Source organism: Pseudomonas sp. Pseusp10 (assembly GCF_059492225.1).
Genome location: NZ_CP168528.1, coordinates 3,232,096 through 3,248,060, shown reverse-complemented (window position 1 = coordinate 3,248,060; position 15,965 = coordinate 3,232,096). Strand labels below are relative to the sequence as shown.

General features: G+C 57.4%; 10 protein-coding genes and 1 pseudogene. 9 read left to right on the top strand and 2 right to left on the bottom strand.

Annotation, left to right across the window (positions count from 1 at the left end; genetic code table 11):
- The first annotated feature begins 145 nt into the window (after nt 1-145).
- The 6 genes from kdpF to kdpE are packed head-to-tail and all read left to right on the top strand — an operon-like array spanning nt 146 to nt 8,089.
- The gene (gene kdpF / locus ACEN8Z_RS14605; protein ID WP_007992657.1) at nt 146-238 is read left to right on the top strand and encodes a K(+)-transporting ATPase subunit F; all 93 of its coding nucleotides are present in this window, start codon (nt 146-148) and stop codon (nt 236-238) included.
- Nucleotides 235-2,007 (top strand): potassium-transporting ATPase subunit KdpA, encoded by a 1,773-nt coding sequence (gene kdpA, locus ACEN8Z_RS14600; RefSeq protein WP_495594629.1) that lies wholly within the window; start codon nt 235-237, stop codon nt 2,005-2,007. The genes kdpF and kdpA overlap by 4 nt, the downstream gene beginning before the upstream one ends.
- Nucleotides 2,008-2,017: 10 nt before the next feature.
- The gene (gene kdpB, locus ACEN8Z_RS14595) at nt 2,018-4,096 is read left to right on the top strand and encodes a potassium-transporting ATPase subunit KdpB (protein WP_495594628.1); all 2,079 of its coding nucleotides are present in this window, start codon (nt 2,018-2,020) and stop codon (nt 4,094-4,096) included.
- A 12-nt stretch (nt 4,097-4,108) separates the two neighbouring features.
- Nucleotides 4,109-4,681, top strand: a complete 573-nt coding sequence (gene kdpC, locus ACEN8Z_RS14590; RefSeq protein WP_495594627.1) for a potassium-transporting ATPase subunit KdpC — start codon at nt 4,109-4,111, stop codon at nt 4,679-4,681.
- Nucleotides 4,682-4,703: 22 nt separating this feature from the next.
- A complete protein-coding gene (kdpD, locus tag ACEN8Z_RS14585; protein WP_495594626.1) occupies nt 4,704-7,403 on the top strand; it encodes a two-component system sensor histidine kinase KdpD in 2,700 nt (899 codons plus the stop codon).
- On the top strand, nt 7,400-8,089 hold the full coding sequence (gene kdpE, locus ACEN8Z_RS14580) for a two-component system response regulator KdpE (protein WP_007992662.1): 690 nt from the start codon (nt 7,400-7,402) through the stop codon (nt 8,087-8,089). The genes kdpD and kdpE overlap by 4 nt, the downstream gene beginning before the upstream one ends.
- A 38-nt stretch (nt 8,090-8,127) precedes the next feature.
- Here kdpE and rimI read toward each other — a convergent pair whose 3' ends face one another.
- Nucleotides 8,128-9,285, bottom strand: coding sequence for a ribosomal protein S18-alanine N-acetyltransferase (rimI, locus tag ACEN8Z_RS14575; protein WP_495594625.1), 1,158 nt, complete (start codon nt 9,283-9,285; stop codon nt 8,128-8,130).
- Nucleotides 9,286-9,377: 92 nt separating this feature from the next.
- On the opposite strand from rimI, the gene ACEN8Z_RS14570 reads away from it, so the two are divergent.
- Together ACEN8Z_RS14570 and ACEN8Z_RS14565 are read left to right on the top strand one after the other, a co-directional pair.
- Nucleotides 9,378-10,964 carry a RimK family ATP-grasp domain-containing protein gene (locus ACEN8Z_RS14570; RefSeq protein ID WP_495594624.1) on the top strand — a complete coding sequence of 529 codons (1,587 nt, stop codon included), beginning with the start codon at nt 9,378-9,380 and terminating at the stop codon, nt 10,962-10,964.
- A gap of 66 nt (nt 10,965-11,030) precedes the next feature.
- Nucleotides 11,031-11,981 (top strand): magnesium transporter CorA family protein, encoded by a 951-nt coding sequence (locus tag ACEN8Z_RS14565; protein ID WP_495594623.1) that lies wholly within the window; start codon nt 11,031-11,033, stop codon nt 11,979-11,981.
- 85 nt (nt 11,982-12,066) lie between these two features.
- On the opposite strand, the gene ACEN8Z_RS14560 is transcribed toward ACEN8Z_RS14565, so the two are convergent.
- On the bottom strand, nt 12,067-13,968 hold the full coding sequence (locus ACEN8Z_RS14560; RefSeq protein WP_495594622.1) for a potassium transporter Kup: 1,902 nt from the start codon (nt 13,966-13,968) through the stop codon (nt 12,067-12,069).
- A gap of 349 nt (nt 13,969-14,317) precedes the next feature.
- Between ACEN8Z_RS14560 and ACEN8Z_RS14555 the strand changes: the two are divergent.
- A pseudogene (locus tag ACEN8Z_RS14555) lies at nt 14,318-15,403 on the top strand (NAD(P)/FAD-dependent oxidoreductase); the annotation flags it as partial.
- Nucleotides 15,404-15,965 lie beyond the last annotated feature (562 nt).

The following is a 15,965-nucleotide window of genomic DNA, read 5'->3' as shown; positions in this document are numbered from 1 at the left end:
TAACAACTTTCCAAACGTCCGTTTAGGCTTTCCTCATAGCGGGAGGAAATGCCATGGACTTCATCTATCTGTTACTCGGTGCACTGTTCTTCATCAGCCTGGTCGGCCTGGCGCGCGGCTGTGCGGCGCTTAACAGGAGACGGTCATGACGGGCTTCTATCTGTTCGCCGGCATCATTGCGACCGGCTTGCTGGTTTACCTGATCGCGGCGCTGCTGTTTCCGGAGGACTTCCTATGACGACTCAAGCCTGGGTCCTCCTCGGGACCTTTCTGCTGGCGCTGGGTATTTTGGCCTGGCCCCTCGGGCATTGGTTGACCACCGTGATGGAGGGGCGGTTCACCCTCGGCTCGCGCATCGAGTCGCCGCTGTATCGCCTGGCCGGAGTGCAACCTGAAGCGCAAATGGGCTGGCTGCAATACGCCCTCGCCCTGATCCTTTTCAACGTGCTGGGGATGCTGGTGGTCTACGCGTTGCAACGGTTGCAAGGTGTTCTGCCGTTCAACCCACAGGGATTTGGCGCTGTGTCGCCCGACTCGTCGTTCAACACCGCCGCCAGTTTCGTCACCAATACCAACTGGCAAGCCTATAGCGGTGAGTCGACGATGAGCTACCTGACACAGATGCTCGCGCTGACGGTGCAGAATTTCTTGTCAGCCGCCACCGGCATTGTGGTGGCCGTCGCCCTGATCCGTGGGTTCGCCCGCCACAGTGCCACCAGCATCGGCAATGCCTGGACCGACCTCACCCGCATCACGTTGTGGGTGTTACTGCCGCTGTCATTGATCTTCGCGCTATTTCTCGTCAGCCAAGGTGCGATTCAGAATCTTGACCCCTACAAAGAAGTTACAACGATGGAGGTCATGCAGTACCAGGTCCCGGTACTCAATGACGCCGGACAGCCGACCCTCGATGCCCAAGGCAATCCGCTGACCAAGCCCGCCAGCACCGACAAACAGACCATCGCGATGGGACCCGTGGCCTCGCAAGAAGCGATCAAGATGCTGGGCACCAACGGTGGTGGATTCTTCAACGCCAACTCGGCACACCCCTTCGAGAATCCCACCGCCATCACCAATTTCTTGCAGATGCTTGCCATCTTCCTGATCCCGACCGCGCTGTGCTTCGTCTTCGGCCACATCGTTGGAGACATACGACAAGGTTGGGCCTTGCTGGCGACGATGACGATCATCTTCGTGATCGCGGTGGTGGCCGTCACTCATTACGAGCAACTGGGCAATCCACAGTTTTCAGCCCTGGGCATCGATACGGCGGCGGGCAACATGGAAGGCAAGGAACTGCGCTTCGGCATCAGCGCATCGAGCCTGTTTGCCGCAGTAACAACGGCGGCGTCCTGTGGCGCGGTGGTGGCGATGCACGATTCGTTTACGCCACTGGGCGGCGCGGTGCCACTGGTGCTGATGCAATTGGGCGAGGTGGTATTCGGCGGTACCGGTTCGGGTCTGTACGGCATGCTGGTATTCGCCATCCTGGCGGTATTTATCGCTGGGCTGATGATCGGCCGCACACCTGAATACCTGGGCAAGAAGATCGAAGCCTACGAGATGAAAATGGTCGCCATCGCGATCCTCGCGACACCGTTACTTGTGCTTTTCGGGACCGCCATTGCCGTCATGGCCGACGCCGGCCGGTTGGGAATTGCCAACCCTGGTGCCCATGGATTCTCGGAAATCCTCTACGCCTTCACCTCGGCGGCCAACAACAACGGCAGCGCATTTGCCGGCCTGTCGGCCAATACACCCTTCTACAACGTGATGCTGGCGATTGCCGCCTGGTTCGGCCGGTTCGGTGTGATTGTGCCGGTGCTCGCCGTGGCGGGCAGTCTCGCGGCGAAAAAACGCCTGGCCGTGACCGGCGGCACGATGCCCACCCACGGGGTGCTGTTCGTGGTGTTACTGATCGGCACGGTGTTGCTGGTCGGCTTGCTGAACTACGTACCGGCCCTGGCACTAGGTCCTGTCGTCGAACACTTCATATTGATCAAGTGAGACCACGAACATGACTCGCAAAGCGTTCTCCTTGTTCGATCCAAAACTGATAGGGCCGGCCATGGTCGAGTCTCTGCATAAGCTCAGCCCCAGGATCCAGTGGCGTAACCCGGTGATGTTCGTCGTCTACATCGGTGCGCTCATCACCACCGCCCTCTGGGTTCAGGCGCTGCGTGGCCAGGGCGAGGCCAGTGGCGGCTTTATCCTGGCCATTGCCTTATGGCTGTGGTTTACCGTGCTGTTCGCCAACTTCGCCGAAGCGTTGGCCGAAGGTCGCAGCAAGGCTCAGGCGGCGTCCCTGCGCTACCTGAAAAAGGAAACCTGGGCCAAGAAACTGCGCGAACCACACTACGGTGCCGAATGGCAATTGGCTCAGTCGAGTGATCTTCGTAAAGGCGATGTGGTGGTGGTTGAGTCCGGCGACCTCGCCGACTCGGTGATCCCCGCCGACGGCGAGGTAATCGAAGGCGCCGCCTCGGTGGACGAGTCCGCCATTACCGGCGAGTCGGCCCCGGTGATTCGCGAATGCGGTGGCGACTTCTCGGCCGTGACCGGCGGCACCCGGGTACTCTCGGACTGGATCGTCGTCCGCGTGACCGCCGACCCTGGCGAAACCTTCGTCGACCGCATGATCGCCATGGTCGAGAACGCCAAGCGGCAAAAGACTCCGAATGAAATCGCCTTGTCGATTTTGTTGGTCGCGCTGACGATTGTGTTCCTGGGAGTGACGGTAACGCTTCTGCCCTTCTCGCTGTTCGGGGTTGCGGTGGCCAAATCCGGGGCACCCGTCTCGATTACCGTCCTTATCTCGCTATTGGTCTGCCTGATTCCCACCACCATTGCCGGCCTGCTGTCGGCCGTGGGTGTGGCCGGCATGAGCCGCATGATGGAAGCCAACGTGATCGCCACCTCCGGGCGTGCTGTAGAAGCCGCCGGTGATGTGGATGTTCTGCTGCTCGACAAGACCGGCACCATCACCCTGGGCAACCGCCATGCTTCGGCGTTTTTACCGGCGCCGGGGATCAAGGAAGCGGAACTGGTCGACGTGGCGCAGCTCGCATCGCTGGCGGACGAAACACCCGAAGGCCGCAGCATTGTGGTGTTGGCCAAACAGCGGTTCAACCTGCGTGAACGGGACATTGCAGCGCTCGACGCGCATTTCGTGCACTTCTCGGCGCAAACCCGCATGAGCGGTGTCAACATGGGGGCCCGGCAACTGCGCAAGGGTGCAGGCGAAGCGATCCTGCGCCATGTCCAGAATTTGGGCGGGCACTTCCCGGATGCGGTGCAGACCATCGTCGACGACGTGTCTCGCCGAGGCAGCACTCCGTTGGTGGTGGCGGACAACGCCAGGGTATTGGGCGTTATTGAGCTCAAGGACATCGTCAAGGGCGGTATCAAGGAGCGCTTTGTCGAATTGCGCCGCATGGGCATCAAGACGGTGATGGTGACCGGCGACAACCGTGTCACCGCCGCCGCCATCGCGGCCGAAGCCGGTGTCGATGACTTTCTGGCCGAAGCCACCCCCGAACAAAAACTGGAGCTGATCCGCCGTTACCAGGCCGAAGGCCGACTGGTGGCCATGACCGGCGACGGCACCAATGACGCCCCGGCACTTGCCCAGGCGGATGTCGCCGTGGCCATGAATTCCGGCACTCAAGCCGCCAAGGAAGCCGGCAACATGGTGGACCTGGACAGCAACCCGACCAAGTTGATCGAGGTGGTGGAAACCGGCAAACAAATGCTGATGACCCGTGGCTCGCTGACCACCTTCTCGATTGCCAACGACATCGCCAAATACTTCGCCATCGTGCCGGCGGCGTTTGTCACCACCTACCCGCAGCTCGCGGCACTCAACATCATGGGCTTGAGCAGCCCGAACTCCGCGGTGCTGTCGGCCGTGATCTTCAACGCGTTGATCATCATTTTCCTGATTCCCCTGGCGCTCAAAGGCGTGAAATACCGCCCGGTCGGTGCAGCACTGTTATTGCGGCGCAACCTGTTGATCTATGGGCTGGGTGGGGTAATCGTTCCATTCATTGGCATCAAAATGATCGACATGGCGCTGGCCGCCGTCGGTCTGGTTTGAGGGAGCACTGTCATGGCAACTCTGCTGCGTCCGGCATTGACCCTGCTGATCGCCTTTTCACTGGTCACCGGCCTGGCCTATCCGCTGCTCACCACCGGTATCGCCAGGCTGGTTTTTCCTCAACAGGCCGCCGGCAGCCTGATCGAAAGAGATGGCAAAACCGTGGGCTCACTGTTGATCGGTCAGGGCTTCAGCGATCCGAAGTACTTCTGGAGCCGCCCTTCCGCTACCAGCCCCATGCCCTACAACCCGCTGGCCTCGGGTGGCTCTAACCAAGGGCCGCTGAACCCGGCGCTGATGGATGCGGTCAAGGGCAGGATCGAAGCCTTACGCGCGGCTGATCCCGGCAACACGGCCACGGTGCCCGCTGACCTGGTCTACAGTTCCGCCAGTGGTCTTGATCCGCATATCAGCATCGCGGCAGCGTTGTACCAGGCGGGCCGGATCTCTCGGGTGCGTAACCTGCCCATCGAGAAGGTTCAGCAGCTGATCAGCGAGTATTCTGAAGGCACGCTCCTGGGGTTTCTCGGCGAACCCCGGGTCAACGTCCTGGCCCTGAACCTGGCACTCGACGCCGCACATTGAGCGCTAACACACGGTGAGCCTGATGGCCGACCAACGTCCTGATCCGGACCAGCTACTGGCCCAGATTCGCGAAGAAGAAGCGCAGGCCAAACGCGGTCGGTTGAAGATTTTTTTCGGCGCCAGCGCCGGCGTCGGCAAGACCTACGCGATGCTGGCCGCTGCCCATACGGCAAAACTGCAAACCGCAAACGTACTGATCGGCGTGGTCGAGACCCACGGTCGTGCCGAAACCCTGGCGCTGACAGAGGGTCTTGAACAGCTGCCCCTCAAACAGGTCGTCGACAAAAACCGCACCGTGACCGAGTTCGACCTGGACGCCGCACTCGCGCACCACCCCGAATTGATCCTGATTGACGAACTGGCACACTCCAACGTGGTCGGCTCCCGACACCCCAAACGCTGGCAAGACGTGGAAGAGCTGCTCAGTGCCGGGATCGATGTCTGGTCAACCATGAACGTCCAGCACCTGGAAAGCCTGAACGACATTGTCGGCGGCATCACCGGCATTCGTGTCTGGGAGACCGTGCCCGACCATGTGTTCGACAACGCCGACGAGGTGGTCATCGTCGACCTGCCACCCGACGACCTGCTGCAGCGCTTGAAGGAAGGCAAGGTCTATCTGGCGCAACAGGCCGAACGCGCGGTGCAGAATTTCTTCCGCAAAGGCAACCTGATTGCCCTGCGGGAACTGGCGCTACGCCGTACCGCCGACCGTGTCGACAGCGACATGTTGCAGTACCGTCAAAGTAGCGCGGTCAAACCGGTCTGGGGCACCCGCGACTCGCTGCTCGCCTGTGTCGGCCCCCATGAGCAGGCTGAAAAGACCGTCCGTTCAACGGCTCGTTTGGCCGCTCAGCTCAATGTGCCCTGGCATGCCGTGTATGTCGAAACCCCGGCCTTGCAGCGCTTGCCCGACGCCAAGCGTCGTCGCGTGCTGGCGACCCTGAAACTGGCTCAGGAGATGGGCGCGCAGATCTCGACCCTGGCCGGCCAGGACATCGCTGAAGTACTGATCAAGTACGCTCGGCAGTACAACCTTTCAAAAGTCGTGCTGGGCCGGGACGAACGTCCACAGCGTCGATTCTGGCGGCGAGAACTGGCTGAGCGAATCGGCGAACTGGGCGCCGACCTTGACGTGATTCAAGTCTCGCTCCCGGCCAACCGACGCCCCCAGGCCGAAACGACGTCTGAAACCCGCGGTAGCCCAATAGCTTGGCGATCTTATGTCTGGAGCATGGCGGTCTGCGCGGTGACGACCCTGCTGGCCCTGCCCATGCTGCATGTGCTCGAACAGGCCAACATCGTCATGATCTTCCTGCTGGCCGTCGTCGCCGTGGCGGTTCGCTTTGGCCGCGGCCCGGCCATTCTGGCAGCCTTTGTCTGCGTGGCGTCTTTCGACTTTTTCTTTGTCGCGCCGCGTTTTTCGTTCGCCTTCGCCGATGTCCAGTACCTGGTGACCTTCAGCGTCATGCTCGTGGTCGCTCTGGTCATCGGGCAAATGACCGCCGGCCTGACTTATCAGGCACGGGTGGCACAACGGCGCGAAGACCGCATGCGAGCGCTGTACGACATGTCTCGCCTGTTGTCCGCCGCGCTGATGACCGAACAGGTCGCCGACATCAGCGCACGGTTTCTGTCTGCCGAATTTGGTGCCCGGTCTGCCTTGCTGGTCGCCGATGACAACAACAAGCTATTGCCTCCCATGGTCACAGGCGAGGCACCGCAGGTAGACGTTGCCATCGCCCAGTGGTCTTTCGACAAAACCGAACCGGCCGGCTACGGCACTGACACCCTGCCCGCCAGCTCCACGCTCTACTTGCCTTTGTCGGCACCCATGCGGGTACGCGGGGTGCTGGCGGTGCAACCAAGGGATACGACCCGGCTCGTGGTGCCGGAACAACGTCGCCTGCTCGACACCTGCGCATCATTGCTGGCTATTTCCCTCGAACGGATTCACTACATCAACGTGGCTCAGGATACGACGGTGCAAATGGAATCCGAGCGCTTGCGCAACTCGTTGCTTTCAGCAATCTCCCACGACCTGCGCACCCCACTCTCGGTGATGGTCGGGCTGGCTGAAGCGCTCAAACTGACCCGGCCGCCCCTGACCGGCGAAGCTGCCGAGATCGCCACAGCGGTGGGTGAGTCGGCGCTGCGCATGAATACCCTGGTCAACAACCTGCTGGACATGGCTCGCCTGGAATCGGGCAAAGTGGTGTTGAACCGTCAGTGGCAACCCATCGAAGAAGTGGTGGGCAGCGCCCTGCGGGCCATCCAGCCGATTCTGGGTCAGCGTTCGGTGCATGTGGCGCTGGACGATGACCTGCCCCCCGTACACATCGACGCGGTACTGATTGAACGTATCCTCATCAACTTGCTCGAAAACGCTGTTAAGTACACACCACAGAGCACCTCCATCGACCTGGGGGCCAGGGCCACACCGGACCAAATCGAGTTGTGGGTCGCCGATGAAGGCCCCGGGCTGCCCCATGGTCATGAAGATGACATCTTCAATAAATTCATGCGTGGCAAGAAGGAAAGCTCGATTCCGGGCGTGGGGTTGGGCCTGGCCATTTGCCGGGCCATTGCCCAGGTCCATGGAGGGACTATTCAGGGCGTCACGCGATCCACGGGTGGGGCTTGCTTCACGCTACGCCTGCCCCGTGAAGCCCCCCCAGACATCGAATCCTTTGCGCAGCAAGCTGACGAGGAGCAGCCATGACCGAATCAATGCCCCATGTTCTGATCATTGAAGACGAGAAGGAAATTCGCCGTTTCGTCCGCATGGCCTTGCAGGCTGAAGGCCTGGAAGTCATTGAAGCCGATACCTTTCACCGGGGCCTCATCGACGCGGGTACCCGCCGGCCTGACCTGATCGTGCTCGACCTGGGGCTTCCCGACGGAGACGGCATCGACCTGATCCGGGACGTACGGAGCTGGTCACCGGTGCCTATCATTGTGTTGTCTGCCCGTGGTGCGGAGTCTGACAAAATCCTGGCCCTGGACACGGGTGCCGACGATTATCTGGTGAAACCGTTTGGCACCGGAGAACTGCTGGCTCGCGTCCGCGCAATGCTACGCAGACACGTAAAGGATACCGAGAACCATACGGTCCTGGCCTTTGGCGACGTCCAGATTGATATGGAACGGCGTGTCGTGGAACGCTCCGGCGCCCCTCTGCATTTGACACCGCTGGAGTACCGCCTGCTGGTCCATCTTTGCTCACATCCGAACCGTGTCCTGACGCATCAGCAACTGCTCAAGGCGGTGTGGGGGCCATCGCACACAACCGATACGCCTTACCTTCGAGTCTTCATGGGGGGCCTGCGTAAAAAAGTCGAGGCAGACCCTTCCCAGCCGCGACATCTCATCACCGAAACCGGGGTTGGATATCGCTTCATTCCTTAAGCAAAGATTTACGAGGGTAAAGTCTTTAAAGTCACGATTTATGAGGCCCCATTAACACAATGCTTCTGTGCTGGAGGCAGCTGCACTCCGTTGCTGGACTGCTCGCGTGCGTAAAGCGTCACTGAGGCGCGCAGCTTATTGCCGCCGAAAGCACACATTTTATCGAACGCCTTGTGACTGACGGGAAGATGCTGGCAGTCGAGTGCCTGACGGTGCTGACTGTGATCGATGTCCGGGTCATGCAGGTAGACGAAGTCTTCATCGTATTCAGTGACAATGACCCAGTGCGGGGCTTTGGAGCGAGTCAGACGGTAGCTGCTGATCAACACCAAGGGCTGACCGCCGGCCTTCAGCGTGAGCGCCAGATCCAGCTGGTTGCTGTTGACATGCTCCACATCACTCTGCCGAAGTTCCGTGCAAAACTCTTCGTGTACCAGGCGAATCACCTCCTTTTTATGTTCGTCGCGCACCCCGTCGAGAAATAGCGGACCGGCGATACTCACTTGCAGGCGTACTCGAAACCCTCGTCGCCAGGCCGCCAATGCCAATCCTTGGGGACTGCACCCGCCGTGCCCCGAAGTCATGAACACCGTCGTGGCTTCACGCCAGATTTGCAGTTCGTCCCGGCGCTCGATCAGGCGATCGGGTTGCAATGCCCTCATGGCCATCAAGAGGCAAGCCGGGCCGCAGGTGAACTCAGTGGTTTGTTGGTAGTAAGGCACCTGGAATTCACGGCTTTCCCGATGTTGCAGAATGCGCTTCTCCAAACGCAACGCATGCGCATGGTCTTCGTAGTAGTTGTGAACCACAGCGAAGCGTCGGTAACCGTTACGCTCATAAAGACTGATAGCGACGGGATTATCCGGCCGCACTTCCAGTCGCAGGTAGGCGCAGTCGTGAGCGCGAGCGCTATCCTCCGCCTGATCCAATAGCTGTTTTCCAAGACCGAGGCCGCGACTGTGGGTGGCGATAGCGATTGAATACAGACGCGCCAGAGAGGTGCCACGGTGAAACAGGACCAGACAGTAGCCCATCAGTTGCCCCCCGTCTTGCGCAACGATCAGGCTGGCATGGGCTCGGCTGATCATCCACTGAAAACTGCGCAGAGTCAGTCGATCAGAGGTAAAGCATTGGTTCTCCAGCTCCAGCAGAGACTTCAGATCATCGTGTGTAGCATTGCGAAATAACAGACTCATAGCCCCACCGTAAAAGTTGCGTAACGAAACGAGACTTTTTAAAAGTATCGTGCTTAATAGATAAGGACTTGTTCTCCAACGGACCTTTTCATATGTCAGCGGTACAGGGTGGCTTGCGTGAAGTATCAGAGCAAAATCGATTAGCGGCAATATCAAACCTGACTTATTTACCGGAGGCATCAAGAAGATCCAGCCAGGTGATTATTATTGTTGAGCGAAAAGAAGACTGGACCTCTTACTTTCCCTCGGAGGATGTGATGAGTGCGCAGGAGTACCTGGAACAGCCTCTTGAGATCGAAGCGGGCAAGCGCGTTCAGGTTATTAATCTATGCCGAAGCTACAAGTATCTGGGGCACGGATACTACTGTTCACTACTGGCAGAAGCACGCGGCCATAAAGTTATTCCGTCCGTGCGCACTATCAGCGAACTTACCAAAAAATCGCTGTATGGCCTGGCGCTGGATGATCTGGGTAAAACCCTGGACAAAGCATTGAACAATCACATTTACAGTAATACCGAAGGATTCACGCTCACCCTGTACTTCGGTAAAACCAATCTTGAACCGCTACAGGACTTGGCACGGCAAATTTTTGAAATCTTCCCTTGCCCGATCCTCCTGGTAGAGTTCCGTAAAAGTAATAGTTGGCGCATCGATGGAATAAAGTCCGGTGTCTTGCAAAAGTTACGCGAAGATCAGGAAGATCAGTTTGCCAACTCGCTGGACAGCTTCAGCCGCAAGGTATGGCGAATGCCACGTTCACCACGCGTTGCCCGCTACGACCTGGCCATTTTGCATGACTCGCAAGAAGCGCTGCCGCCCTCCAATGCCAAGGCACTGGAGAATTTTATCCGGGTCGGCAAAGGCTTGGGTATTGATGTCGATCTGATCGAAAAGAAAGACTATTCACGAATCGCCGAGTATGACGCCCTGTTGATTCGCGAAACCACCAGCGTGGATAACCACACCTATCGCTTCGCCAAGAAGGCGGAAAGCGAAGGTCTGGTGGTGATGGACGATCCTGCTTCAATCCTGCGCTGTACCAACAAGGTGTACCTGACTGATCTACTGAAAAGCCATCAATTGGGTATGCCGGCAACCGAGATTCTCTACAAGGAAAGACCGGAAGACTTCGAGCGAGTGGGTGAACGCCTGGGCTTTCCGTTAGTGCTGAAAATTCCCGATGGCTGCTTTTCCCGGGGCGTAATCAAGGTTGAAAGCCAACAGGCACTGCTGGAAGCCACCTCTGAGCTATTCGAACACTCGGTGCTGTTGCTGGCTCAGGAGTTCTTTTACACCGAGTACGACTGGCGCATCGGCGTGCTCAACCGCAAGCCGATTTTCGCCTGCCAGTACTTCATGTCCAAAGGTCACTGGCAGATTTACAACCACAAAGCCAAGGGCCAGGACATTAATGGGGAATGCCGGACCCTGGCGGTCCACGAGGCACCACGAGCGGTGGTCGAACTCGCGGTGAAGACCGCCAACCTCATTGGTGATGGTTTGTACGGAGTCGACTTGAAGCAGTCCGGCGACAAGGTGGTGGTGATCGAGGTCAACGACAATCCGAACATGGATGCCGGCATCGAAGACGCTTACTTGCAGGACGATTTGTATTCACTTGTGCTGGAAGAATTCGTCCGGCGCCTGGAACTCAAACGTCGCGGCCAGGCGTGGTGAATGCTTGATCCGACACGCATCCCGCAAGACATGGGCTTGCTCAGTCGATAACGCCAGAGGTCAGATGTGATCAAGAGTTTTCAACTCGCCAATGGGGCACTGGTATCGGTTGAACACCTCGATGCCGATGTGATGTTGTTCAGCAATCCCGATATCGCAGAACGGGATCTACTGCGCAGCGATTTCAAACTGGACGATCACGCGTTGGCTTCGGCACTGGATCCTGACGAAGTCTCACGCATCGAATTCCACCCGGATAATCTGTTCTTGATCTGGAAGCGTCCGGAAAGTTACTCGGGCGGAGAAAGCCTGGCCTTCGAGGTCTCGTCGTTCGGCTTGCTGTTCTCTCAATCACGCTTGCTGGTAATCGCGACTGACGATTCCCAATTGAGTGGCCTGGGGGAGCGGCACCCCTTGCACACGCCGCAGGATGTGCTGCTGGACATACTGTTCAACAACCTCCACCACTACCTGGGTCACCTCAAGGTGATCAAGATGGTGGCTCGCGAGTTGCAGCAGAAGTTCAACGCCTCGATGGAGAATCGGCATCTGATCCAGATGTTTAATCTCAGCGAAAGCCTGATCTATTACATCAACGCAATTCACAGCAATGGCGCTGTCCTGACCCGGCTGCGCAATCATGCAGAAAAAGAGCACTTCAGCGTCGAGGCGATCGCGCTAATCGACGATTTGATCATCGAGAACACCCAGTGCAACAAACAGGCGGAAATCTACTCTCGGGTGTTTGCCGGCTTGATCGATGCACGGGGCAATTTGATGAACAACACCATGAACAACCTGCTACGCAAACTGACGCTGATCAATGTGGTCTTCCTGCCTCTCAACCTGATCGCCAGCATTGGTGGCATGTCCGAGTTCAGCATGATGACCTCGGCCGTCCCCTGGTGGGTTGCCTATCCGCTTTTTCTCACAGGAATGCTGGTTGCCGGGGGCCTGATGGTCGTCGCGCTCAAGCGTCTGACACGGGGTTCATCCAGCATCAATGGCCCGCATTGAACGCTTGAGGTGATGCACAAACAGCGTGTCAGCTTCGACCTTCCCGTACTGCCACCTCATGCCCCCCGGGATACTCGATGACTCTTTACATCTCAACCTGTGTGCCCAGCTCAATCACCCGATTCAACGGCAGTTTGAAGTACCTCAGGTTGCTATTGGCGTTCTTCAGCAAAAACGCGAACAGGCTTTCTCGCCAACGGGCCATACCGATGCGTTTGGTCGGGATCACCGTTTCTCGACTAAGGAAATAGGTCGTGCGCATCGGACTGAAGTCCAGCTCTGACAAGTGACAGAGACTCAAAGCCAAGGGAACGTCAGGCTCCTCGATAAAACCAAAGTGCAGACTGACCCGGAAGAACCCTTCACCGTAGGCTTCAACCTCGAACCGCCGTTCAGCACTCACACGAGGGCTGTCTTCAGACACCACGGTGAGCAATACGACTTGCTCATGCAAAACCTGGTTATGCAGCAGGTTGTGCAGCAGCGCATGAGGAACGGCATCGGCCCTGGCCGTTAGAAACACCGCCGTACCTTGCACCCGATGGGGAGGCTGCGTACGGATGCTATCGATGAATAGTGGTAGAGGTAGCGCGGTTTCATCCAGCCGCTCAACAACAATCTTCCTGCCCTGCTTCCAGGTCGTCATCAAAATGAACAAACCAATACCGGCAATCACCGGGAACGCACCGCCCTGAAAAATCTTCGGCGCATTGGCCGCGAAGTACAGACTGTCTACGAGCAAGAGTCCGAGCAACATTGGAATGGCCAGCCAGCGCGGCATTTTCCATAGGAGCAGGACGACTGCCGAGGACAAAATTGTTGTGATCAACATGGTCCCCGTCACCGCGACGCCATAGGCTGCGGCCAACGCACTGGACGACTCGAAACCGATAACCAACAGCACAACACCGACCATCAATGCCCAGTTAACCGTGCCGATGTAAATCTGTCCCTGCTCCTGACTGGAGGTGTGCTGGATAAACATCCGGGGGATATAACCCAGCTGAATGGCCTGGTGAGTCAGGGAAAAAGCACCGGAAATCACTGCTTGAGAAGCGATGATGGTGGCCAGTGTGGAGAGCGCGACCATCGGCAACAATGCCCAATCAGGCGCCAGCAAATAGAACGGGTTGCGCACAGCCTCCGGGTCTCCCAGGATCAAGGCGCCCTGGCCAAAGTAATTGAGCACCAAACCGGGCAGCACGAGCATGAACCACGCACGTGAGATCGGTTTGCGACCAAAGTGGCCCATGTCGGCATACAGAGCTTCAGCACCGGTCAATGCCAACACGACAGCGCCAAGAATCGCCACACCGACTCCCGGATGAACCACGAAGAACTGCACTGCCCAAACAGGATTGAGAGCTTGCAACACTTCCGGGCGCTGCAAAATACCGTAGACCCCAAGCGCACCCAACACCACAAACCACAGCACCATGACCGGACCAAACAGGATGCCGATTCGAGCCGTGCCATGTTTTTGTATCAAGAACAGCGCCACCAGCACGATCACTGATAAGGGCACAACCCAGTGCTCGATTCCGTCAAACGCCAGCTGTAGTCCTTCAACCGCAGAGAGCACCGAAATAGCCGGGGTGATCATGCTGTCCCCGTAAAAAAGTGCCGCACCAAACAGGCCAAGCAGCACCAGTACCTTGCTCATGTTTGGATAGGGAGCTGCCGCGCGACGGGCTAACGCCGTCAACGCCATGATGCCGCCTTCGCCCTGATTGTTGGCGCGCAGGATGAACAACACGTATTTGATCGAGACCACCCAGATCAGTGACCAAAAGATCAACGACAGAATGCCTAGCACCCCGTCGTGATTTACCTGAACTCCGTAGTGGCCGGAAAAGACTTCTTTCAGTGTGTAGAGGGGGCTGGTGCCAATATCCCCGTAAACCACTCCAACGGCGGCGACGAGCAAGCCGACTCCCGACGTTCTGGATGGGGAATCTACATGCACATTGGTCACATTTTCACTCAAGGGTCGCTTCTCTCAAATTGCGGGGAAGAAATTCACGCCATCCTTGGGCAATACAGTGCCAGCGTCATCAGGAGTGCCAACGCATGGACGGTCTAAAAATCGCGGCCAGTATCGTTGTGGACAAAACCGCCTACCGTAAAGAAAGCGTAAAAAAATAAACGGCGGCCCCAAAACATTCTGATGAATCCCCCTGATTTTGTGAAAATAAATGACCTGCAGCCTTGGGTCGGATACGACCCTTGGTGACAGGCAGAAACCGGTCAGAAGCGGGGGCACTAAGGAGCCATGGATGACCAGGTTCGCAAACCCTGAGATCATCTGGATGTAGTACTTTCATCAGGTCAACAGAACGGAAGCTGTTATGGAAGGTAACGCAGGCAAACGAGTTGTTGTAATTGGCGCAGGCATTGTGGGCGCGTCCTTGGCGTATCACCTGGCCGGCAAAGGCGCGAATGTCATCTTGGTCGAGGCTGAAGATATAGCGTCCGGCGTGACCGGAAGCTCATTCGCATGGATCAACACCTCACATAGCGGGCCCGATCCAATTGCGCAATTGCGTAGCGCCGCCACCCAGGAATACCGCCGCCTCCAAACCGAGCTGCCGGATCTGAAAGTACGATGGACAGGCTCCCTGTCTTACAGCGCGAGCCTGGATAGCGTGCTGCAAGCCTCAGGCAACCAGCCTTCGGCAACCCTGGTATCTCGCCCCCAGATACTCGGTCTAGAACCGAACCTCAAGAATCCCCCTCAGCATGCCTTGTATGAAGCCGAAGAAGGCGCGCTGGACGCAGTGGACGCAACTCACGCTTTGATCGCAGGAGCCCGGAATCATGGCGCGAAAGTGCTTACGCATACTCGGGTGCTTGGCTTTTCAACTCAGAACGCAAAGGTGACGGGAGTCGAAACCGTAACGGGCATCATCGATGCCGACATTGTCGTACTGGCAGCGGGGACAGGCATCACGAAGCTGACTGAGATGTTAAAGATGTCCCTGCCAATAGAGGCCTCTGCGGCAATACTCATCCGCTACAAGACACAACCCAATCTCGTGAACACCATTATCTCCAGCCCTCAAATGGAAGTAAGGCAAAGCACCGATGGTACGTTGCTGGCGGCGGAAGATTATTTGGGAGACTCCCTGGAAAACCAGCCAGTAGAGATAGCGCTACGAACTGCCCGGGCCATCCAGAACGAACTCTATGGGATTACTTCCATTGATCCGCAATTGGCTTGTGTCGGACTCAGGCCAATTCCTGTCGATGGCATCCCCATCATCGGCTATCTACCCGACATCGGCGCAGTGTACGTTTGCGCAATGCATCCTGGCGTCACTCTGGCGGCGATTGTGGGCCGTCTTGCCAGCGAGGAAATAGTCGACAACAAGGCATCCTCTGCCCTTGACTCGTGTCGTCCCGACCGATTTTTCCAGACATAAGATCACTTGTCTTTCTCGCAAGCCCACTTCTCGCGATCAACAGCTTGAGTTCGAAGCTGTACTTTTCCAGGCGAGCCCCTCAACGTGCCACCAGCGGAAATGAGTCGATTTCGTTCAGTCGTTACAGGCAGAAATCGGCCCTTCGGACTTGCCCCAAAAGCCCGGCTGCTGACCGGTCAATGCAGATAACGAAAACTATACATGGCACTCGGCAACTCAGCAGACCTGAAATTTGCGTAGGAGCGCAATTTTTGTCTCGAATCCAGCCACCTATTACGATCAAAAACGTTTTTACACAGCCTCGGCCGACTTCAGCCAGTCACGATAGGCAGAAAGCGGCCAAACGCGGTCACAGTGAGCCTTAAAGTGTTGTTCATTTCGAGCCCTTGTTGTGATTGAAGGCGTGAGGCGCGCCGGTCTCATCGTTAGGCAGAATCAAGGTGTGAAAAATTGAGATTAAGTTCAATATTGATGTTTTTGTCATTAAATTTTTGAGATCATTGAAAAGCCGTGATGTGACCCAACGAACGAGCTGAGATACAGGCCTAACTGGCCGCATTAA

What these genes read in the sequence shown, in the direction of transcription:
- kdpF (WP_007992657.1), top strand. Translation starts at nt 146, where the DNA reads ATGACGGGCTTCTATCTGTTCGCCGGCATCATTGCGACCGGCTTGCTG.
- kdpC (WP_495594627.1), top strand. Translation starts at nt 4,109, where the DNA reads ATGGCAACTCTGCTGCGTCCGGCATTGACCCTGCTGATCGCCTTTTCA.
- rimI (WP_495594625.1), bottom strand. Translation starts at nt 9,285, where the DNA reads ATGAGTCTGTTATTTCGCAATGCTACACACGATGATCTGAAGTCTCTG.
- kdpD (WP_495594626.1), top strand. Translation starts at nt 4,704, where the DNA reads ATGGCCGACCAACGTCCTGATCCGGACCAGCTACTGGCCCAGATTCGC.
- kdpB (WP_495594628.1), top strand. Translation starts at nt 2,018, where the DNA reads ATGACTCGCAAAGCGTTCTCCTTGTTCGATCCAAAACTGATAGGGCCG.
- kdpA (WP_495594629.1), top strand. Translation starts at nt 235, where the DNA reads ATGACGACTCAAGCCTGGGTCCTCCTCGGGACCTTTCTGCTGGCGCTG.
- kdpE (WP_007992662.1), top strand. Translation starts at nt 7,400, where the DNA reads ATGACCGAATCAATGCCCCATGTTCTGATCATTGAAGACGAGAAGGAA.
- ACEN8Z_RS14570 (WP_495594624.1), top strand. Translation starts at nt 9,378, where the DNA reads ATGTCAGCGGTACAGGGTGGCTTGCGTGAAGTATCAGAGCAAAATCGA.